Here is a 19,716-nt window from a genome sequence, read left to right on the forward strand (position 1 = left end):
ATTGTGGGGACGGCGTGACGTCATCGATGGCCTCAAGCCTTACAAATGCCGCTGTTCGTCGAACGGGCTGCCGGAGCGGTTCGAACTCGGCACGCCGCAGATCGAGCTGATGGCCGGGCTGACGGCGGCAATCGACTATTTCGCCGATCTCGGCGCTTCCACCGGCGAGGGCGGATCGCGGCGGCAGCGGATCGCCAAGGCTTTCGACGTTTCGATCGCTTACGAGAATGCGCTGGCCCGGCGACTGACCGACGGTCTGTCCGATATCGAGGGCCTGATCATCCGCGGCATCACCGATCCGGAACGCCTCGCCGAGCGGGTGCCGACCGTTTCCTTCACGGTCGAGGGCATCGCGCCGGAAACGATCGTGCGGCAGATGAATGCCGAGAATATCTTCCTGTGGTCGGGCCATAATTACGCGTGGGAGATCGTCCATCAGCTCGGCATTCCAGCCGAGCAGGGCGTCGTGCGCATCGGCATTGCCCACTACAACACGGCGGCCGAGATCGAGGAGACGCTGGAGAGCGTGCACCGCGTGATCGCGATGCTGCGGCAGGAGCGTTCCTGAGCTAGTCCTTATTGCTGCCGAAGCCGGTCAGGAACGCTGTGAGGTTGTCGCCCAGCGCATCGCAGAGATAGCCGCCTTCCTGGACGATTACCGTAGGCAGGCCGAGCGCGGCAATCGCTTCGCCGATGCGCGAGAAGCCTGGCGTCGTCACCGAGAGGCCGCCGAACGGATCGCCTTCGAAGGCATCGAGGCCGAGCGCAACGACCAGCGCTTCCGGCGCGAAGGCGCGGATGCGCTGGAAGGCCGTCGCCAGCGCTTCGAGAAAAGCCGCGTCGCCGGATTTGCGCGGCAGCGGCAGGTTGAGATTGTAGCCGAGGCCGGGGCCTTCGCCGCGCTCGTCGGCATAGCCCCAGAAGAAGGGATAGAAGCGCACCGGATCGGCGTGCAGCGAGACGGTCAGCACGTCGGGCCGGGCGTAGAAGATGCCTTGCGTGCCGTTGCCGTGGTGCAGGTCGACATCGAGGATGGCGACGCGGGCGGAACTCTTGCGCAGAACCTGCGCGGCCACGGCCGAATTGTTGATGAAGCAGAAGCCGCCGGCGACATCGGCGAAAGCGTGATGTCCAGGCGGACGGCAGAGCGCATAGGCCGACGGCGCGCCGGCCATCACCGCCTCGGCGGCTTCGACCGCGCTCCAGGCGCTCCACAACGCGCTGTTCCAGGTCTCGGCCGAGATCGGGCAGGCGGTATCGGCCATATGATAGCCGGCCTGGCCGACAGCCGAGGCCGGATAGGAGCCGTTGCGAGTGATCGGGTGGATGTTCGGGATCACCTCCGCCGAAGCGCCTTCGATGCGCTGCCAGCGCATGAAGATGTGCTCGAGGAAGTCGAGATATTCAGGCGTATGCACCGCCGCGATCGGGCCAAGTCCATGATTTTTCGGGCGTTCGACCGTCAAACCGGCCGATCTTGCGCCGGATAGCAGTCTCTCCACCCGCTCCGGCTTTTCCGGATTGGGCTGCGGCGCGCCGCTCGAAAGGAAAGCCTTGGGATCGTGGCGCTTCTGCTCTTCGGCATAAAAGGCTTTCATCGTCATTCCTCCGGAGCGTCGGCAAAGGCGAAAAAGGCATCGCCGACGATCTTCTGCACCTGTTCGTAGCTCGACCAGCCGATACCCAGTTTCTCATAGAAGGCCTTGGCGGTCTCGTTGTCGGTATCGACGGAGAGCCTCAGATAGACGCCGCCCGCCGCGCGGCACTCTTTCGCGACCCGCCGCAGCAGTTTCTCGCCAATGCGGCGGCCGCGAAAACGATCCTCGACATAAAGATCCTGCACATAGACGCCCGGACGACCCATCCAGGTCGAGAAGATCGGGAAATGCAGGCAGAGCCCGGCGAACTCGCCACCGATCTCGGCAATCAGGGTCGAGAAGGCGGGCTTTTCGCCGAAGCCGTAAGTGCGGAGGTCGTCGGCGGTGGATTTGATCTCCTGGTGGGCGCCGGTATGGGTGCCGAGACGCAGCAGCGCGGCGTAGATCATTTCGACGTCGTCGATGGTGCCGGGGCGGAGTAGAATGTCGGTCGCCTGCTCCCGCATCGGTCAGCCCGCATGTCCGGCGGCGCTGGAGCCGGTCAACAGGTCGTCAAGCTCGCCGATCCTGTCTTCGGAAAAGACACGGATGCCGTTTTCCTCGAGCAGCGCGGTGGTCGTGCCTTGGCCAGCCACGCGGGCCCCTGAAAAGCTCCCGTCATAGATAAAACTGCTGCCGCATGATGGGCTGCCGTCCGTCAATACGGCATAGCGGCATCCGGTTTCCCGCGCAAGGTCGAGCGCCAGTTGCCCGGCTTCGCGGTAAAGGTGGGTAACATCGCTGCCGGTTTGCTCGATCACTCTGCCATGGCCCTGCAGGACCGCATGGCCGTCGCCCGCGCCCTGGATTTCCGCCGGCGGACGCGGCGTCGAAAAGCCTGCAGCAACCTCTGGACAGATCTGCACGATCCGGCCTTCCGACTGCCACCGCGCCAGTACGGGATGGTGATCGAGCCGAAACGAGCCGTTGTAGCGCACCTTGCTTCCGAGCAGGCAGGCCGAGACAAGCACTCTCTCCATATCGGCTTCTCCCTTGGCGAGGGCTCAGTGATTGACCGGCAGGTCAAGTTCGGCGGCAAGTGCCTCCAGCGTGTCGCCAAGCACCGCGATAATCTCGCCGATCTGTTCGCGGGTTGTGATCAAAGGCGGGCAGACCATGAAATTATCACTCACCGGCCCGCCGCGCACGCGCCGCGAGTAGATGATGAGTCCACGCTCGAAGGCCAGATCGATGAGCCGCAAATTGGCGTTGAGATTTTGTGGCAATGGCGTCCTGGCCAAGGGGTCGGCGTAGAGCTCCGCACCCATGAACAGGCCCTTGCCTCGCACGTCGGCAATGAAAGGAAAGCGACCCGACAGCGCTTCGAGTTCGGCCCTCAGCACTTCGCCCATGACGGCGGAATTCTCGACCAGGCCAAGGCGGTCGACCTCGCCCAGAACGGCAACGCCGGCCGCGCAGGCGACGGGGTTACCGCCATAGGTATGGCCATGCAGGAAGCCGCCCGCCGCAACGACCGGCCCAACGATCCTTTCTGTCGCGGCAAGCGCTCCCAAGGGCGCATAGCCGGAGCTCAGCCCCTTTGACAGCGCGACGATATCCGGCCGGCAGCTCCAATGGTCGCCGCCCAGGAACTTGCCGGTGCGCCCGATGCCCGTCATCACCTCGTCATGGATCAACAGGATGCCGTAGCGGTCGCAGATTTCGCGGATGCGGGCAAAATAGCTGTCGGGCGGCACCAGTGCCGCGGTCGCCGCGCCGCCAATCGGCTCCATGATGAAGGCAAGCACGCTTTCGGGGCCTTGCTCCAGGATCTTTTCCTCAAGCATGTCAGCGTAGCGGACGCCGCGCTCCTTCAGCGACAGATTATCTTGGTCGCGATGGACAAACGGGGCCGGCACCAACGGCATCGGCCGTCCGACCGGGTCGAATGTCTTGGTCAGGACATCGTCGCCGGTGACGGCAAGCGTGCCAAGCGTGATGCCGTGATAGGAGGGCATGCGACCTATGATTTTCCAGCGCTTGTCCTGGCCTGTCGCGACCGCCCATTGGCGCGCGAGCTTGAGGCAGGCCTCGACCGCCTCGGAACCGCCGGAAACGAGATAAATGCGCTCGAGCCCGTTCGGAAGCCGCTCGGCCAAGTCCCGCGCCAGCGCGACGGCCTGTTCGTTCTCGAATTGGAAGATGTAGGCGAAGCTGACGCGGTCGAGCTGCCGCTTCATCGCATCGATGACGTTGCGATTGCCGTGACCGACATTGACGTTGACCGCGCCGCTCGACCCATCGATGTAGCGGCGACCGCTCTTGTCCCACAGATAGATGCCATCGGCGCGATCCACCATCGGCTGGGGCCGGCGTGTGAAGTGGAAAAGGTTCGGCCGGCTGACTGTTTCGATCGACTGCGCAGTGTTCATTTGCCCCTCTCGTCTCGGCCAAGATAGCGGTCGAGAACATTCTTGGTCACGCGTTCGACCATCGCGTCCTGCCTTAGCAGGCCGGCGACCCATTCGCAGCTTCCGGCGTGAAACACCTCGCCCTTGCCGCGCGGGAAATTGACGATCATGCCGTTGCCGCGCTTGACCTTGTCGAGATTGGCGTCGCTCGCCTCGCCGAAAAGTGTCTCGGCGGTGAAGCGGCCGTCCTCGTCGGTGAGGAACTGGTCCTCGATCGGGATGTCGGCGCTTTCCTCGACCTGGCTTGCCATGCCGACCGCCAGCACCTGCAGGCCGTCGGGCGCGCCGCTATCCGCGGTCGGGTAGGGCAGGCCGCCGCGGATCTCGAAATCGAGGCCGTCGACCTCGTAGCCATAGACATGGCTGTCGGCGCCGAGCAGGTCGCCATAATAGATGCCGGTGCCGGCGAAGGCCCAGTGCTCGGGACGGTAGACCGGAAAGCCGCGTACGCCGCGCGGGGCGCAGCCGCCCCAGCCGGCGTAGACGCCCCGCGTCGCATTGAGGCCGAAGGTGGCGCTGCCGGGGCGGCCGATCTCGGGCGCTTCCCAGGAATTGGTGGCGCGGGTGACGTCGCCGCCGCGATAGGCCGGGTCCTCGGCGCGCGCCTTGTATTTGTAGCAGACCTGGCGGCGGCCCTGGTCTTCCAGCCTCGTCTGCCACATGAAATTGCCGGCGAAGCGCGCCGCATGCCCGCCGCGGGTTACATAGTTGTCGACGGCGTCGCGCATCTCCCAGGTCCAGTATTCATCATGCCCGACGAAGACGACGCAGTCGTAGCCGTCGAGGATTTCGGGCGAGAAATGCAGCTCGTGCTGGCTGGCGAGATCGACCTGGTAGCCGGCGCGTTCGGCGAAGCGGAAGAAATGGCTGTCATAGCTTGCCCAGCCGGACGATGCGTATTTCTTCGAATGCCCGGTGGCAAAGGCCCACTCCATGTGTGGATAGCGCGGCACGGTCTTCGGCGGCACGGCGACTTCGAGCGGCACGCGCGGCGCGTCCTTTGGCAGCACGACGAAGCCGCGGCACCAAGGACGCTCAATCGACACCGTCCTTGCGTACTGGTCGCGGTTCGGACCGGTGATGCCCTGATAGTGGTTCGAGCCGCCCCAGGTGTTGTAGGCGGTCCAGGTGCCGGTCGCGGCGACCTGCAGCAGGCGGCCCGGCTTGCGGCCGGGCCGGGGCGCGACGATGAAAAGATGGTGGCTGCGGATCGGGTTGCCGTCGCGGCCTTCGGCAAGAAGCGCGATGCGATAGGCGCCCGACGGCCAGTCGTCGCCGATGCGGAAGTCGAACGACGCCTCCCAGCCGCAACCTTCTACCGAGCATTGGTCGGGGGTATCTTGCCAGCGCGCCGACAGGCCTGCTCCCTCGAAGACCTTGGTTTCGCCGTCTCCGTCGCGAATGATCGCGATGCTGAATTGGGGCGCCATCGAACTGACGAAAAGCGTGACTATTTCGCCTGGACGATAGGAAAACCGGTCGCTGTAGCACCAGATTTCGCCGCGCTCACCGTCCATGCCCGGCCATTCGTAATAATGGCCGCGCACCGCCTTGCGGCGCTGCTCAGGCGTCAGCCCGAAATCGGGAAATTCGGTTGGCAATTGCATCAAGCTGGACCTGAGATCACGAAGCCGTCATTGAGACCATCGGCCGGCCAAGCGTCAAATGGAAAGCATCGGGCCAGCAGGTACCCGCGTTTGTCGATATCCGGCAAACGGATTATTCATTGGGCGTTGTTCAGTGCCAGGGAGCCGACATGCTGCGTGTGCAAAAAGTCAAGGTCGACGACATCTACGTGCCGACGGCGCGGCGCAAGACGCTGCATCCCGAGACCGTGCGCCATCTCGCCGAGGATATTCTCGAGAACGGCATGAAGACGCCGATCCAGGTGCGGCACGACGGCAAGCGCCACATCCTGGTTGAGGGACTGCACAGGCTCGAAGCCGCGAAATGGCTGGGCGAGACCATGATCGATGCCTATCTCGTCCAGGCCAAGCGCCACTGATTCCTCTGATTCAGGAACCCTTGGCCCGTCGCGGCTGGCGCAGATGCCTGACGCCGCTCATTTCGACGAATTTCGTCGCCGTGTCCCAGAGATAGTCGCCATAAAGGAACGGCTCGAAGGGCTCGGCGCCCTCGAGCGGCAGCGGCGCGATCTCGGCGTCGACGCGTGGCTCAAAGAAGAACGGAATCGAGAAGCGCGCCTGTTTGGGGGCGATCACCCGATGCCGGGTCGCGCGAACCCGGCCGGCGGTCCAGCGCTCCAGCAGCTGGCCGAAATTGACGGCGAGCGTGTTGTCGGCGGGCGGCACGTCGATCCACTCGCCGGCAAGGTTTCTTGCCTGCAGGCCTTCGACGCCGTCCTGCGCCAGCAAGGTGACGAAACCGGAATCGGCATGCTCGCGGCCGATGATGGTCCGCACCTCGCCTTTGTGGAGTACGGAGAAGTCGGGACTGCTCAGATCGACGCCGCTGTTCGGGTCGCGCAGCGGGTAGCGGATCAGACGTAATGTGGAGATGCCGCCCTCGAAATCCTTATCGAAGATGGTCTCGGTCAGCCCCAGGCCGCGCGCGACCGAGCGCAGCAGCGCGTTGCCGACCGTCTCCATCGCCTTGTAGTAGCCGGAGGCAGCCTCGCGCCAGCCGGGCAGGGCGCTTTCCGGCGGGAGCGGCGTGGCCTCGCAGAGCGGATCGCCGGCATCGAGGCCGGAGGGTTCGGTGCGCGCGTCGGCGACGTCCGGCCCCATGTCGATGCCTTCCTTATAGGAGACGGCGCCAGGCTGCAGCGGAAACCAGCCGCGATAAACATTTTGTTTGGTGCGGTCGAAATTCCAGCGCAGCAGCTTCTGCTTTTCAGCCTCCGGCAGCGAAAAGATCGCCAGCAGCCGCGCCCGGTTCCGCTGCGTCAGCCAATCGTCGCCGGGAAAATCGCGGATTGACATGAAGCCGATGCCCGACGCCGCGGCCATGATCCTCAAGTCGGTCTGGTCGCGGGCGGGCGAGGGCGGACCGAACAAGGGTGCGATCGCGATCGTGTCGATGTCGGCCATCAATCTCCCTCCCGTCGGACGCCATAAGCAGGGCGCGGCGGCGGGCCATTGTCAATCGCAGGCGCGGACACGTCGTTGAGCCACCCATATCAGCGCAGGCGATCGCATCCTATCAGTGTTTTTTGTTTGACCCTCTCATGCCGGTCGCTACCTTGCCGGCATTTCCTCAAAATGGGTGTCGGTGATGGCGAAATATGAGGGCGGGTGCCTGTGCGGCGCGGTGCGTTACAGGGCCGAGGCGGAGCCGATCAACGAGCGTGTCTGCCATTGCCGGATCTGCCAGAGGGCGATCGGCGCGGCCTTCAACGCGCGACTCCTGTTCCGCATCGACGATGTGACCATCGAAGGGCCGGTGGCGACCATCAACTCCACGCCGGACCTCAAGCGCGGCTTCTGCCCGGCTTGCGGCACAACCCTGTTCTCGCGCCGCGATTCCAGAAACATTCTCGGCGTCACCTCCGGCTCGCTCGACGACCCGTCGCTGTTCAAGCCGGACATGCATTTCTGGACTGCCTCGAAGCAGCCCTGGCTGATGCTCGACGACGGCCTGCCGCAATATGAAGGCGCGCCGCCGGCGTAGCGTTTTACCTTCTCCCCTTGTGGGAGAAGGTGGATCGGCGCGCTAGCGCCGAGACGGATGAGGGGTGTTCCAGCGGAGTGAGACGCTGGCTTTCCCTGGAGCACCCCTCATCCGCTTCGCGGCCACCTTCTCCCACAAGGGGAGAAGGGGAAGAGCCCTGCACAAAAATTTCATCTCCGCTGCACGACATAGCCGGCAAAGCGTCATTGGCGGGCCATCTTTGGCTGCCTATCTAAGCGCCATGCGGGCAGGCATCGAGGAGGCGACGGATGAGCGAGAGCATCAATACCCTGGACGAGCTTTTGAACGACCCGATGATCCAGCTCGTGATGGCGCGCGACCGCGTGCGGCCGGCCGAGCTTCGCCTGCTCCTGGAAAAGGCGCGAGACAAGGCCGGCGACGATTCCCGTATCGACCAGGCTTCGGTGCCGCCGGCCCATGTGGTGGCAAGAAGCTGCCTGAAGCAGTGGCTGCACCGCTGAGGCAGTTCCAGGAAGATGGTCAGCTCGAATACGCCGGCAGGTAAGCGTAGTGATTGCGTAAATAGGCGAGCTTGAAGCCGAGCCGGTCGTAGTTGCGATAGGCCGGCCCGTCGCGGTCGGGGAGCGGCGCCTCGATATCGGCGACAAACAGCTTCGCGCCGGCCGCAATGCCGTCGCGAACCAGCCTTTCCCCAAGCATGGCATCCAGATCGAAGCTCGGCGCCATGATGCCGGGCACCGGAGCGTCGATGCCGCTCCAGGCAGCGCCGTCAGAGCCGATGAAAAGCGAGCGCACCGCGGCGACCGCGCCGCCACGTTTCAGCATGTAGTGGCGCCAACCCTTGCGGCCGACAAGCGCGGTGAGCCAGGGCGAGGTGGGGAGCCTGTATTTGGCATCGATGAAAGAAGCCCATTGCGAAGCCGTCCTGGGGGTCACCTCCTCGATAACGGGATCATCTACCGGGATCAGCGGGTCGCCCGGGAAGAGCGGTTCGGTTGGCAGCGGCGTCGCGTCGCGATAGATGCGCTCCCAGCCGCCCTGATGCTGCAGGCCGCGCGCTTCCAGCCAGCATCTCAGCCGCGCCGGCTCAGTGTGCGGGCTGGTGTAGAACCACGGCCGCGTGATGCCGGCATTGCGATAATGCGCGAGCAGCGCGTCGAGCTGTTCCTCGGTCGCCGGACCATCGACGCCGATATTCTTCACGCAGTTGAAATGGATGAACGGGATCGTCGTGCAGGTGGTCCAGACCAGATCGCCGTCACGCGCGATCGACAGCCCTTGCCGTGCCGCGAAATCGGCGGGCGCCGCGTCGTAAAGGTCACGCCAGGCCGCAACTTCGGCGCGCTCGATAGCGCGGCTGATGTCACGCGATACCTCCTCGATCGCGATTTCCGGGGCGTGGGTCTCCAGCGGCAGGACGGGCTCGAGTTCCGAAAGGGCGGCGGTCGACATGCTATCTTCCTCCGATTCACCTTACAGTGTAAGATTAGCAGAAGATAATATGACGCAGCCCGTTGTCAAGCAGGATTAGCGGCACCTTACAAATCCGTGAGTTGGAATCACGCTATCGTGAGGCTAAGCCTCTCCCGGAGGGGCTTTTCGAAGACAATTCACTTTTGCCTCGGGCAGGGATCGAGGCGCAGGGAAAAGGGTTGAGATGACCGACGTCTGCACTCAAGGGTTGGATACCGGCTTTGTCGGCCTGGGTTATGCCAAAGTGGCATTTCTGGGCATCGTGCAGGGCATCACCGAATTGCTGCCGATCTCGTCTACGGCCCATATGCGCATCGTGCCGGCGGTGCTTGGCTGGCAGGATCCCGGATCGGCCTTCTCGGCTGCCATGCAGCTGGCGGCGCTGGCGGCGGTGATCAGCTATTTCTGGAGCGATGTCAGAGACGTGCTCTTCGGATCGATCGCGGCAATCTCGCGCCGCGATTTCGGCGACCGCTATTTCCGCCTGGCGATCAGCATCATCCTTGCCACCATCCCGATCATCATTGCCGGCCTTGCGCTTTCCGGTGTGCTCAACGCCTGCAATTCGCCGCTGCGCGGGCTCGCCGTCATCGGCTGGGCTTGCATCGCCATGGCGATCCTTTTGGGGCTGGCCGAGATCTTCGCCAGCCATAAGCTGATGCTGCGCCAGGCTTCGATCCTCGATGCGCTCTTGGTGGGCATCGCCCAGGTCGGCGCGCTAATTCCCGGCGTCTCGCGCTCGGGCTCGACGCTCACAGCCGCAATGGGGCTGGGCTTCGCCCGGCCGGAGGCGGCGCGCCTCTCCTTCCTGCTCGGCTTGCCGGCCATTGCGCTCGCCGGCCTCAAGGAGCTCTACGAACTGCACAAGGTGCATCTCGACGCGCATGGCTGGTCCATCCTCGCCGTCGGCCTCGTGGTCGCTTCGATCTCTGCCTTCTTCGCGATATGGGGGCTGATGCGCGTGCTCGAGCGCTTCTCTGCCTGGCCGTTTGTGATCTATCGCGGCCTGCTCGGCGTCGTGCTGCTGGTCAGCGTCGCGGCCGGTTGGTTGACTTGAAACTCGACCAATCCGCATTATCGACAGCTGACCGCCGGACGGGCTGATGGATCTTGGGACGCTGCTGCAATCCGTGCCGTTGCTGGCCACGCTGGTGAAATCGGCGGTGCCTGCCGCCGCAGGAGCCGGCATGGGGCTTGGCCAATGGCTGACGGCGCTGCCGCCCTGCCGCAACCAGACTTTCGAGAACGCGGCCTATCTGGTCTGTGAGGCCGATCCGAAGCATTTTTCCATCGAGCTGTTCTGGAAGAACAAGGATGGCGACTTCTACCGGTCGCTGCACAATCTGCGCAACGCGCAGCAAGCGGCGGGGCGCAGCATGCTGTTCGGCATCAATGCCGGCATGTACCATCCGAACCTCGCTCCGGTTGGGCTCTATGTCGAGCGCGGCGAGCAGGTCACGCCGGCGAAGACCGGATCGGGAACCGGCAATTTCTCCATGCAGCCCAACGGCATCTTCTATCTCAGCGCCGGCAAGGCCGGGGTTCGTGCGACCAAGGATTACCTCAAGCGTCCGCCGCGCGTCGATTACGCCACGCAGTCCGGGCCGATGCTGGTCATCGACGGCAAGCTGCATCCGAAATTCCATACGGACGGCACCTCGCGAAAAATCCGCGATGGCGTCGGCGTGCGCGCCGACGGCGTCGCGGTCTTCGCGATCTCGGACGATGTCGTGACCTTCCACGAATTCGCGCGCCTGTTCCGCGACCAGCTCGGCTGCCCGAACGCGCTTTTCCTCGACGGTTCGATCTCGAGCCTCTACGCGCCCGGCATCGGCCGCAACGATGATTTCTGGAATCTCGGGCCGATGATCGGGGTGTTCAGGAAGTAGTCAGAGCGCTCGCCGCATTGCGCTTCCAGCTTAAAGCGCGTCGCGCTGAACCGGCTTCAGGCGACGCGCTTTAAGCCTTTGTTTTGATGCATGTCGTTGTCCCAGAACCGCGTACACTTCTGGGCGACATGCATTAGCCGGACGCGTCCTGGATCGCGGACAGTAGCCATGGTTCGCCGGCCTGGCGGGTGAAGGTCCACAGCTCGGTCGCTTCGACCGGATTGTTGGGATCGCCCTTCTCGATGGCGCCGGTCTGGCGGTTGCGCATGATATCGATCGCCGACCAGCGCATCGCCACGGTGGCGTAGTCACGCGGGCCTTCCCGCCACGCCTCCGCCACTTCGCCCTTCAGTAGCCTAAGGTTTGTAACCTCGTTCTTGAGGCCGTGGGTCGCGTTGTCCGCCAGTTCCTCCGAAAGATAGGAAACCATTTCGGGGGTCGTCAGCCGGCGCAAACCCTGGTGATCCTCACGGGTGAAGGCAGCCTGCACCTCGCCGAGGATTCGTTCGAACGCGTCGCGATCAACACCAGTGATGCCGATTTCATCGGCTCCTGATGCGTCAGCGGAGCCGAAGCTTGCGGCGTTGGACGAATAGCTGGGCGGCACGCTGCCCCAGCCTTGCCGTCCGAACGGAACGCCGGCGTTTCGCATATTGGCCGGCGCGGCATTGTCTCGATTGAGGAAGCGCATCGCCAGCATCACCAGGCCGCCGATCAAGAGCAGCTGGAAGATGAAGCTGAGGCCGCCGCCAATGCCGCCGAAACCATGGCCCAGCATCATGCCGAACAGGCCCTGGAAGAACAGTCCTCCCACAAGGCCGCCGACAAAACCGCCGCCGAAACCACGCCAGAATCCAGGGCGCGCGGAGCCGGGAAACGACTGCGATGATGGGATGGACTGGGTGGTTTGTGGCGTCATCGAGCGCGTGACAGGCGCCGTATAAGGGGCCGTCCTGGTCGGCGCGGGCGCCTGATAGGTGCGGCTGCCACGGCTGCCAAAGCTGCCGCCCATGCGCGCCTCGGCGGTGCCGATGGAGACGGTCCCGAGCGCCATCAGGAGGATCATGAGGATCGACGCGACTTTGATCGTTCGTGACTTCGACATTAAGCACAGTCCTTGAATACGTGAGCGCTTGGCTTTGCGCGAGCCCCTTATATGGGGTGCCAGGCGAGCCAGGTTTAGCCCCCGCTTCAATGCGTCCGCCGATCCGGCGACGATCGTCCTGATTCTAGGCTCGCTCGCGGCTGCGCCTTCGCGCAGGGCGAGGTGACGGGGGACACACCCCGAATCGGCCACGAGCGTCGCGCCAAAGGTAAATTTTGATTCAAACTTTGTTGGTAATTTCTCATTAGGAATGGGGCTTCCGGCGGCGCTGTTCCTGCCTTCGGTCTGTTTTGTCTTGCGTACAGGTCAAAGATGCGGATTTTTGGCGTCGTCAGTTTCGTGCTCGCAGCGCTTTGCCTTGCCGGCTGCTCGTCCACGTCGGGCGTCGATGCCCTGCAACTGCCGTCCAACGAGACGACCAGCTCGGTCGTGCGGCCGAGCGCGCCGGTTTCGAAGGGCATGAGGACGGTCCAGCGGGAGAAAACCGTAGAGACCGCATCGATGTCGGGCATGGCGCGCATCACACCGCCGGCGCCGCTGCTCGACGAGGGCAGCGCGAGTCCCGGCGACGAGAATTCGCGCCTTGATGATGAGAACTCGCGCCCCTTCGGTCTGGCCGAGGAGGAAACGGTGAATTTCCCGGCGACCGATCTCCCGGACAGCGTCGAGCCGCCGGTGCAGGAGGCCGCACTCGTCTCGCCGCCGAAGCGGCTGTCGCGCGCCGCGCCTGCCATGCTCGCCGGCCCGGTCACGCGCTATGCCTTCCGTGACGCCAAGCCGATCAATTTCGGCCGCTCCTCGCCGCGCCATCTGGCCGTGCATGGCGTCGACGTCTCGCGCTGGCAGGGGAACATCAATTGGAGCAAGCTGCGCGCCCAGGGCGCCAACTTCGCCTATATCAAGGCGACCGACGGCGGCGACCATCTCGACCCGATGTTCATGAAGAACTGGCGCAACGCCGACGCCGCCGGGCTGAAACGCGGCGCCTATCATTTCTTCTACTGGTGCCGCACGGCCGGTGAGCAGGCCGACTGGTTCATCCGCAACGTGCCGAAGATGGACGGCGCGCTGCCGCCGGTCATCGACGTCGAGTGGAACGGCGAATCCTCCTGCAGGCGCAAGCCCTCGCGCGAAAAGGTGCTGGAGAAGATGCAGGTGTTCATGGACAAGCTGGAGCGCCATTACGGCCAGCGCCCGATCATCTACACCAGCCCCGATTTCTATCGTGACAATCTGCGCGGCGCCTTCCTGGATTATCCGTTCTGGCTGCGCGCGGTGGCGGCGCATCCCTCGAAAGTCTATCCGGGCCGCAAATGGCTGTTCTGGCAATATTCGGGCTCCGGCCTGTCGCATGGCGTGACAGGCCGCATCGACCTCAACGTCTTCCACGGCGATGAGCGGCAATGGCGCGCCTGGCTGGGCGGCGGCGGCCAGATGGTGGCCGACGCGGATTGAGGTGCATCCGATCGCCTTGGCTATCTCCGTGGCAGATGTCGCGACTCCGCCATCGTCACATAAGCGAGCACGACCATGAAGGTCGCGAAATAGGCCACAATGGCGGTGACGACGATTAGGCTCTCTGTAGGCATTTCCATCTCCTCGGAAAGAACAGCCGAGGAAACACCGGGAACGATGGGCTTTGCTTTGATCTGGATCATGCGATCGATCAATTGGCTCGCTTGGGCGCGATGCCGCGCTCAGCAGGTGACCAGATCCGTGTGGCCAAAACCCTTCGAGTAGTCGAGCACGGAGATCACTGTCGGCATTACGCGGAAGATGCGGACCTGGTCCGGCGTCGGCATCGGACCGGGCATCGAGGTTTGCGGCGGATATTTCATCGGCAGCATGCGCAGGACCTTCTCGGCCTCGGCCCTGTCGGTGACTGGCTGCGCTCGCGCCGCCATGGAAAGCCCAGTGATCTCCATCACCTGCGGCGCGTCGTGGTCTATGGTCAGCGACAGGCGATCGTCCCGCGCGATATTCGCCGCCTTCTGGCTGTCCAGGCCGCAGAGGAAGTAGAGGGTAAGGCCGTCATTGACGTAGCCCACAGTCGTCGCCTGCGGCCAGCCGTCCGGCCTCAGCGTTGCGACCGTCATGATCCGGTTCTGGTCTAAAAGCGTCTGGATCTTGTTTTTGATCTCCTGGTCCATCTTCGCCTCCAAAGTCATTGCTGACGGCGGCATAGTAGGGGTGGTGATTGGCACGGCCTTGATGTAGGTCAACGCGTGGGCGAGGCGGCTTGAGTGCGATGGCAGCTCGCCACCCTCGGGCTGGACCAGAGAATTGATGAGTGATGTGCGCGAAGTTCGCGGCGGTCGAGACTGTCATCGCTGCCGGGCGCTTGATCCTGCACCTCCAGCTTTTCTGTCTGCGTCACGACATGAATTCCAGGTCTGCTCCGCTTCGCTTCGAAAGCCGCGCAGGTTTTCCTCGGCTACTGTTAACTCACAGCGTTCTCAAAATTTCATACTCGTCAAGTAATCGTTCTATAGTTTCTTCGCCATAGCGGTCCTTCAGCAGACCATATAACGCTTCGGTCATTCCCTTCCAGTCGTGCTCTATTCCAAGATAGCGCTCAACATCCTTGAACATCATCATAGATCTGACAAAGCCGATCGCTGTGTTCTTCCCTGACTTGTGTTTCTTAAAGTTGGAAATGAAATCCTGCGTAGCTAGCTTCTGCAGGTCTCCAATTGTTTTTATTCCAAAGTCAGTTATTTCTTTAACTACCGATTTCGTAATTTCTCCAGACATCGAAATCTTATTTTTCTTAGCGATGTCATTTATAAGCTTTATCGCAGAGATAGAATCTACCGGAGTATCGCTTATTTCAACTATGCTCTTACTTTCTATATTTTCTTTATATCGATCAACGGAATCGGATATTTCTTGGAATGCTCCATCTACAATTTCTAGCATCGCTGAGTGGAGGTTTAATTTTCGCTGAATTAACTCTGGCAGGGCTGCATTGAATTTAAATGATCTGTCGTGAGCCAACTCAGCCCACGCATGCTGAAGTATAGTTCGAATTTGCATCTCGAACTTGAGGTCACCTATTATCCTGTATTCCGGTAGGTGTTTTCTGTTTTCTCCTAGACTGCAAACAAAATGGTTAGATCTGTAGCCAACGCGATCGCTACCAAGAGCATTGGCGCGGTTAGCACTATTCCCGTCGTCTATGTAGAAAGATTTTCTAATTACTTGCGAGGCAAGTGTGGCTTGCTTCTCAAGGTATGTTACTACTCGAACTCCAGACAGATCGGTCAGTTGGATGGCTGGATCACTATATATTTCCTTTTTATTTTTTCGAGAGCGCTTGCCAGAGACTTTGACCGGTAAGTAACGCTCAGATACTCAACGCCTTCTGACGCGAGCAAGTTCTCTATTAAAGATGCTGAAACTGCCGCAAGCTTTTTATGTTGCGGCAGCTTCGATTTGAGCCACTCGATGTGGTTCGCGTCATCCAACGGTGTTGATCCGTTCCTCAGCTGCACCCGCTCGTCGAGCCACACGTGTCGCACTTCTCGCAGGTGCCGTTTCGCACCATGGTGAAGTTGTGACACTCGGAGCATTCATTGCCGGTGTAGCCTTGCAGCAGCGACTGCTGGCGGCGGGTTGCGGCGAGCTTCTTCGCCTCGGCGGCCTCGTTGGCGGCGGCGTCGGTGAAGAGCGCCTCGGCGCCACCGGCGGCTTCGGCTTCCTCTTCTACCATGTCCTCGGCCAGTTCCCGGGCGCGCTCCTCATAGTCGCGCTTGTAGGCGATCGCCTCGTCGCTGGCCGGCTTCAGCGCCAGCACGTTGGAGCCAGCGAAGGCGGTGGGTGCGGCCCGGGCAGGGGCGATGGTCGGGGCTGAGCCACCAAAGCCCTTGGGATCGCTGCCGATGCCGCTCACCAGCTTCACCGGCGAGGCGCCGCGATAGAGGCCCTTGGAGAAGGGCGTCGCCTTGCCTTCGGTGATGCCGCGGCCGAGTGCGGTCTTGTCGAAATCCGACTGGTCGACATGGGCGAGGTCGTGGCGGCCGAGATAGGAGACCGCGAGCTCGCGGAACACGTAGTCGAGGATCGACGTCGCGTTCTTGATCGCGTCGTTGCCCTGAACCATGCCGGCCGGCTCGAACTTGGTGAAGGTGAAGGCCTCGACATATTCGTCGAGCGGCACGCCGTACTGCAGGCCGAGCGAGATCGCGATGGCGAAGTTGTTCATCATCGCGCGGAAGGCAGCACCCTCCTTGTGCATGTCGATGAAGATCTCGCCCAGGCGGCCGTCATCGAACTCGCCGGTGCGGAGGTACACCTTGTGGCCGCCGACGACGGCCTTCTGGGTGTAGCCCTTGCGGCGGTTCGGCAGTTTCTCGCGGTCGCGGTAGAGACGCTCCACCACGCGCTCGACGATCTTTTCCGTCACCTGCACGGCGCGCTGCGCGGCGGGCGCGGCGATCAGCTGCTCGACCGCCTCGTCCTCATCCTCTTCGCCATCGGCGAGCAGCGAGGCGTTGAGCGGCTGCGACAGCTTCGAGCCGTCGCGATAGAGCGCGTTGGCCTTCAGCGCCAGCTTCCAGGACAGCATGTAGGCGTTCTTGGCGTCCTCGACCGTCGCCTCATTCGGCATGTTGATGGTCTTGGAGATGGCGCCCGAGATGAAGGGCTGGGCCGCCGCCATCATCAGGATGTGGCTCTGGATCGAGAGCGAGCGCTTGCCGATCTTGCCGCAGGGGCTGGCGCAGTCGAACACCGGCAGGTGCTGGTCTTTTAGAAATGGGGCTCCCTCAAGGGTCATGGCACCGCAGACATGGATGTTGGCGGCGTCGATGTCTTTCTTGGAGAAGCCCAGGGCCGGCAGCATCTCGAAGGAGACGTCGCCGAGCTGCTCATCGGTGAAGCCGAACGTGTCCTTCACCCAGTCGGCGCCGAGCGTCCACTGGTTGAACACGAACTTGATGTCGAAGGCCGACTTCAGCGCCGCATTCAGCGCCGCGATCTTCTCATCGGTGAAGCCCTTGGCCTTGAGCGTCGACGGGTTGATGCCGGGCGCCTGGTTGAGGTTGCCGTGGCCGACGGCATAGGCCTCGATCTCGGCGATCTGGCTTTCGGAATAGCCTAGCGTGCGGAGCGCTTCCGGCACGGCGCGGTTGATGATCTTGAAGTAGCCGCCGCCGGCGAGCTTCTTGAACTTCACCAGGGCGAAGTCGGGCTCGATACCGGTGGTGTCGCAGTCCATGACCAGACCGATCGTGCCGGTCGGCGCGATCACGGTCGCCTGGGCGTTGCGATAGCCGTGCTCCTCGCCGAGCTCGATGGCGCGGTCCCAGGCGGCGCGGGCATGCTCGGCCAAAGCCGGCTGCTTCAGGTCGGAGGCGACGAGAGGCACCGGGTTGACGGCGAGTTTTTCGTAGCCGTCCTTGTCGCCATAGGCAGCGCGGCGATGGTTGCGCATGACGCGCAGCATGTTCTGGGCGTTGCGGTCATAGTCCGGGAAGGCGCCGAGCTCGGAAGCCATCTCGGCCGAGGTCGAGTAGGCGACGCCGGTCATGATGGCGGTCAGCGCGGCGCAGATGGCGCGGCCCTCGTCGGAGTCGTAAGGGATTCCCGAGGTCATCAGCAGGCCGCCGATATTGGCGTAGCCGAGGCCTAGCGTGCGGTAGTCGTAGGAGAGCTTGGCGATCTCCTTGGACGGGAACTGCGCCATCATCACCGAGATTTCGAGCACGACGGTCCACAGCCGAACGGTATGCTCGTAAGCGGCGATGTCGATCGTGCCGTCTTCCCTGCGGTAGGGCAGGAGGTTGATCGAGGCCAGGTTGCAGGCCGTGTCATCGAGGAACATGTATTCCGAGCACGGGTTGGAGGCCCGGATCGCACCGGCGGAAGCGCAGGTGTGCCAGTCGTTCATCGTCGTGTTGAAGTGCAGGCCGGGATCGGCCGACGCCCAGGCGGCATAGCCGATCTTTTCCCACAGATCCCGCGCCTTCAGCGTCTTCAGCACCTTGCCGTCCTTGCGGGCGGTAAGCTGCCAGTCGCCGTCGGCCTCAACGGCGCGCAGGAAATTGTCCTTCAGCGATACCGAATTGTTGGAGTTCTGGCCGGAGACGGTGAGATAGGCATCCGAATCCCAGTCGGTGTCGTAGGTGTTGAACGCCATCGAGGTGTAGCCTTGCTTGGCGAACTGGATGACGCGGTAGATGTAGTTCTCCGGCACGGCGTCCTTCTTGGCCGCCTTGATCTCGCGCTTCAGCGCGGTGTTCAGCGCCGGGTCGAAGCAGTCGTCGCCATTGCCTTCGCAATTGACGCAGGCCTTCATGATGGCTTCGAGGTGCTTCTTGACGATCTTGGAGCCGGTCACCAGCGAGGCGACCTTCTGCTCTTCATTGACCTTCCAGTCGATGAACTGCTCGATGTCGGGGTGGTCGGCATCGACAATGACCATCTTGGCGGCGCGGCGCGTCGTGCCGCCCGACTTTATGGCGCCGGCGGCGCGGTCGCCGATCTTGAGGAAACTCATCAGGCCGGAGGAGCGGCCGCCGCCGGACAGCTTCTCGCCTTCGCCGCGCAGCATGGAGAAGTTCGAACCGGTGCCGGAACCGTATTTGAACAGGCGCGCCTCGCGCACCCACAGATCCATGATGCCGCCCTCGTTGACGAGGTCGTCCTGCACGCTCTGGATGAAGCAGGCATGCGGCTGCGGATGCTCATAGGCCGACTTCGACTTGGTCAGCTTGCCGGTGAAGGGGCAGACATAGAAGTGTCCCTGGCTCGGGCCGTCGATGCCATAGGCCCAGTGCAGGCCAGTGTTGAACCATTGCGGCGAGTTCGGCGCGACGCGCTGGGTGGCGAGCATATAGGCGAGCTCGTCGCGGAAGGCGCGCGCGTCTTCCTCGGACTTGAAGTAGCCGCCCTTCCAGCCCCAATAGGTCCAGGTGCCGGAGAGACGGTCGAAGACCTGGCGGGCGTCGGTTTCCGAACCGTAGCGCTCGGCCTCGGGCAGCTTGGCGAGCTCGGCCTCGTCGGCGATCGAGCGCCACAGGAAGGAGGGGACGTCGTTCTCCTCGACCTTCTTCAGCCGCGCCGGCACGCCGGCCTTGCGGAAATATTTTTGGGCCAGGATGTCTGCCGCGACCTGGCTGAACTGCGCCGGCACATCGATGTTGTCGAGGCGGAACACTACCGAGCCGTCGGGATTCTTGATCTCCGACAGGGCCTTGCGGAATTCGATCTCCGCATAGGCTGATTGCTCTGGCTTGGTGAAGCGACGCTCGATGCGCATTGGTCCGGTCCCTTTGTGTCTATATATAGCGCCTTTCCCCGGGGATTTCTGCCCCACATGGCGAAAAGCGCAGTCCGCCGTTTGCCGGCATTGCGAGCAGCGCCGGCACTCTCCTCGTCGCAGGCGCCGGCATGCAGGCAGCAGAACGCTTTCCCAGGCATTTGCCCAGGCTGCAGGCCGACCCTCGCGGGTCCCTAAACTGAAACTTTGATCGATTCCCTCCGTAGAGGAAGGTCACATTATCTAGCGCCTAGCCTGCCTGCAAACACTAAATATAGTGTTAACAGATGATTTTTTCCAGGCCGACAATTCTCCCTTTCGCCCACCC

General features: G+C 62.7%; 19 protein-coding genes. 7 read left to right on the top strand and 12 right to left on the bottom strand.

The window, feature by feature from the left end:
- Positions 1 to 568, top strand: a 568-nt coding sequence (locus tag EOA23_RS17885) for an aminotransferase class V-fold PLP-dependent enzyme (RefSeq protein WP_127305108.1), incomplete at its 5' end; no start/stop codon positions are given.
- A 1-nt stretch (position 569) separates the two neighbouring features.
- Here the strand turns inward: EOA23_RS17885 and EOA23_RS17890 are convergent.
- From EOA23_RS17890 to EOA23_RS17910, 5 genes are read right to left on the bottom strand one after another with little or no spacing between them, the layout of a single operon-like run.
- A complete protein-coding gene (locus EOA23_RS17890) occupies positions 570 to 1,598 on the bottom strand; it encodes a histone deacetylase family protein (RefSeq protein WP_127305109.1) in 1,029 nt (342 codons plus the stop codon).
- Positions 1,599 to 1,600: 2 nt separating this feature from the next.
- The gene (locus EOA23_RS17895; RefSeq protein ID WP_127305110.1) at positions 1,601 to 2,104 is read right to left on the bottom strand and encodes a GNAT family N-acetyltransferase; all 504 of its coding nucleotides are present in this window, start codon (positions 2,102 to 2,104) and stop codon (positions 1,601 to 1,603) included.
- A gap of 3 nt (positions 2,105 to 2,107) precedes the next feature.
- On the bottom strand, positions 2,108 to 2,617 hold the full coding sequence (locus EOA23_RS17900; protein WP_127305111.1) for a DUF523 domain-containing protein: 510 nt from the start codon (positions 2,615 to 2,617) through the stop codon (positions 2,108 to 2,110).
- A gap of 24 nt (positions 2,618 to 2,641) precedes the next feature.
- Positions 2,642 to 4,009 carry an aspartate aminotransferase family protein gene (locus EOA23_RS17905; protein ID WP_127305112.1) on the bottom strand — a complete coding sequence of 456 codons (1,368 nt, stop codon included), beginning with the start codon at positions 4,007 to 4,009 and terminating at the stop codon, positions 2,642 to 2,644.
- Positions 4,006 to 5,655 carry a N,N-dimethylformamidase beta subunit family domain-containing protein gene (locus EOA23_RS17910; RefSeq protein ID WP_127305113.1) on the bottom strand — a complete coding sequence of 550 codons (1,650 nt, stop codon included), beginning with the start codon at positions 5,653 to 5,655 and terminating at the stop codon, positions 4,006 to 4,008. Before EOA23_RS17910 ends, EOA23_RS17905 begins: the two co-directional genes overlap by 4 nt.
- Before the next feature lie 149 nt (positions 5,656 to 5,804).
- Between EOA23_RS17910 and EOA23_RS17915 the strand changes: the two genes are divergently transcribed.
- Positions 5,805 to 6,053: a ParB N-terminal domain-containing protein gene (locus tag EOA23_RS17915; protein WP_042644583.1), complete on the top strand. Its 249-nt coding sequence runs from the start codon at positions 5,805 to 5,807 to the stop codon at positions 6,051 to 6,053.
- A 10-nt stretch (positions 6,054 to 6,063) separates the two neighbouring features.
- Here EOA23_RS17915 and EOA23_RS17920 read toward each other — a convergent pair whose 3' ends face one another.
- Entirely contained in the window at positions 6,064 to 7,098 is a 1,035-nt protein-coding gene (locus EOA23_RS17920; RefSeq protein ID WP_127305114.1) for a 2OG-Fe(II) oxygenase family protein, read from the bottom strand.
- A 184-nt stretch (positions 7,099 to 7,282) separates the two neighbouring features.
- On the opposite strand from EOA23_RS17920, the gene EOA23_RS17925 reads away from it, so the two are divergent.
- Positions 7,283 to 7,678, top strand: coding sequence for a GFA family protein (locus EOA23_RS17925; protein WP_126060622.1), 396 nt, complete (start codon positions 7,283 to 7,285; stop codon positions 7,676 to 7,678).
- 269 nt (positions 7,679 to 7,947) lie between these two features.
- The gene (locus tag EOA23_RS17930) at positions 7,948 to 8,160 is read left to right on the top strand and encodes a hypothetical protein (RefSeq protein ID WP_127252842.1); all 213 of its coding nucleotides are present in this window, start codon (positions 7,948 to 7,950) and stop codon (positions 8,158 to 8,160) included.
- Positions 8,161 to 8,179: 19 nt separating this feature from the next.
- Here EOA23_RS17930 and EOA23_RS17935 read toward each other — a convergent pair whose 3' ends face one another.
- On the bottom strand, positions 8,180 to 9,112 hold the full coding sequence (locus EOA23_RS17935; RefSeq protein WP_127305115.1) for a hypothetical protein: 933 nt from the start codon (positions 9,110 to 9,112) through the stop codon (positions 8,180 to 8,182).
- A 205-nt stretch (positions 9,113 to 9,317) separates the two neighbouring features.
- Here EOA23_RS17935 and EOA23_RS17940 point away from each other — a divergent pair, with 205 nt between their 5' ends.
- Both EOA23_RS17940 and EOA23_RS17945 read left to right on the top strand, forming a co-directional pair.
- Entirely contained in the window at positions 9,318 to 10,190 is an 873-nt protein-coding gene (locus EOA23_RS17940; protein WP_127305116.1) for an undecaprenyl-diphosphate phosphatase, read from the top strand.
- A 46-nt stretch (positions 10,191 to 10,236) separates the two neighbouring features.
- Entirely contained in the window at positions 10,237 to 11,022 is a 786-nt protein-coding gene (locus EOA23_RS17945) for a phosphodiester glycosidase family protein (protein WP_127305117.1), read from the top strand.
- A 133-nt stretch (positions 11,023 to 11,155) separates the two neighbouring features.
- On the opposite strand, the gene EOA23_RS17955 is transcribed toward EOA23_RS17945, so the two are convergent.
- Positions 11,156 to 12,319: a Tim44 domain-containing protein gene (locus EOA23_RS17955; RefSeq protein ID WP_245474235.1), complete on the bottom strand. Its 1,164-nt coding sequence runs from the start codon at positions 12,317 to 12,319 to the stop codon at positions 11,156 to 11,158.
- A 120-nt stretch (positions 12,320 to 12,439) separates the two neighbouring features.
- On the opposite strand from EOA23_RS17955, the gene EOA23_RS17960 reads away from it, so the two are divergent.
- Positions 12,440 to 13,582, top strand: a complete 1,143-nt coding sequence (locus EOA23_RS17960) for a GH25 family lysozyme (protein ID WP_127305118.1) — start codon at positions 12,440 to 12,442, stop codon at positions 13,580 to 13,582.
- A gap of 20 nt (positions 13,583 to 13,602) precedes the next feature.
- Here the strand turns inward: EOA23_RS17960 and EOA23_RS17965 are convergent, their stop codons facing one another.
- From EOA23_RS17965 to EOA23_RS17980, 4 genes are all read right to left on the bottom strand, one after another.
- Positions 13,603 to 13,785: a hypothetical protein gene (locus tag EOA23_RS17965; protein ID WP_127305119.1), complete on the bottom strand. Its 183-nt coding sequence runs from the start codon at positions 13,783 to 13,785 to the stop codon at positions 13,603 to 13,605.
- Positions 13,786 to 13,824: 39 nt separating this feature from the next.
- The gene (locus EOA23_RS17970) at positions 13,825 to 14,277 is read right to left on the bottom strand and encodes a pyridoxamine 5'-phosphate oxidase family protein (protein ID WP_127305120.1); all 453 of its coding nucleotides are present in this window, start codon (positions 14,275 to 14,277) and stop codon (positions 13,825 to 13,827) included.
- 295 nt (positions 14,278 to 14,572) lie between these two features.
- Positions 14,573 to 15,418: a hypothetical protein gene (locus EOA23_RS17975; RefSeq protein WP_127305121.1), complete on the bottom strand. Its 846-nt coding sequence runs from the start codon at positions 15,416 to 15,418 to the stop codon at positions 14,573 to 14,575.
- Between the two features lie 193 nt (positions 15,419 to 15,611).
- Positions 15,612 to 19,388 (bottom strand): vitamin B12-dependent ribonucleotide reductase, encoded by a 3,777-nt coding sequence (locus EOA23_RS17980; RefSeq protein WP_127305122.1) that lies wholly within the window; start codon positions 19,386 to 19,388, stop codon positions 15,612 to 15,614.
- Positions 19,389 to 19,716 lie beyond the last annotated feature (328 nt).

Source organism: Mesorhizobium sp. M2A.F.Ca.ET.042.01.1.1 (assembly GCF_003997405.1).
Lineage (GTDB): Bacteria > Pseudomonadota > Alphaproteobacteria > Rhizobiales > Rhizobiaceae > Mesorhizobium.

Coding starts and splice junctions, on each gene's coding strand:
- EOA23_RS17890 (WP_127305109.1), bottom strand. CDS start 1,598: ATGAAAGCCTTTTATGCCGAAGAGCAGAAGCGCCACGATCCCAAGGCT.
- EOA23_RS17895 (WP_127305110.1), bottom strand. CDS start 2,104: ATGCGGGAGCAGGCGACCGACATTCTACTCCGCCCCGGCACCATCGAC.
- EOA23_RS17900 (WP_127305111.1), bottom strand. CDS start 2,617: ATGGAGAGAGTGCTTGTCTCGGCCTGCCTGCTCGGAAGCAAGGTGCGC.
- EOA23_RS17905 (WP_127305112.1), bottom strand. CDS start 4,009: ATGAACACTGCGCAGTCGATCGAAACAGTCAGCCGGCCGAACCTTTTC.
- EOA23_RS17910 (WP_127305113.1), bottom strand. CDS start 5,655: ATGCAATTGCCAACCGAATTTCCCGATTTCGGGCTGACGCCTGAGCAG.
- EOA23_RS17915 (WP_042644583.1), top strand. CDS start 5,805: ATGCTGCGTGTGCAAAAAGTCAAGGTCGACGACATCTACGTGCCGACG.
- EOA23_RS17920 (WP_127305114.1), bottom strand. CDS start 7,098: ATGGCCGACATCGACACGATCGCGATCGCACCCTTGTTCGGTCCGCCC.
- EOA23_RS17925 (WP_126060622.1), top strand. CDS start 7,283: ATGGCGAAATATGAGGGCGGGTGCCTGTGCGGCGCGGTGCGTTACAGG.
- EOA23_RS17930 (WP_127252842.1), top strand. CDS start 7,948: ATGAGCGAGAGCATCAATACCCTGGACGAGCTTTTGAACGACCCGATG.
- EOA23_RS17935 (WP_127305115.1), bottom strand. CDS start 9,112: ATGTCGACCGCCGCCCTTTCGGAACTCGAGCCCGTCCTGCCGCTGGAG.
- EOA23_RS17940 (WP_127305116.1), top strand. CDS start 9,318: ATGACCGACGTCTGCACTCAAGGGTTGGATACCGGCTTTGTCGGCCTG.
- EOA23_RS17945 (WP_127305117.1), top strand. CDS start 10,237: ATGGATCTTGGGACGCTGCTGCAATCCGTGCCGTTGCTGGCCACGCTG.
- EOA23_RS17960 (WP_127305118.1), top strand. CDS start 12,440: ATGCGGATTTTTGGCGTCGTCAGTTTCGTGCTCGCAGCGCTTTGCCTT.
- EOA23_RS17965 (WP_127305119.1), bottom strand. CDS start 13,785: ATGATCCAGATCAAAGCAAAGCCCATCGTTCCCGGTGTTTCCTCGGCT.
- EOA23_RS17970 (WP_127305120.1), bottom strand. CDS start 14,277: ATGGACCAGGAGATCAAAAACAAGATCCAGACGCTTTTAGACCAGAAC.
- EOA23_RS17980 (WP_127305122.1), bottom strand. CDS start 19,388: ATGCGCATCGAGCGTCGCTTCACCAAGCCAGAGCAATCAGCCTATGCG.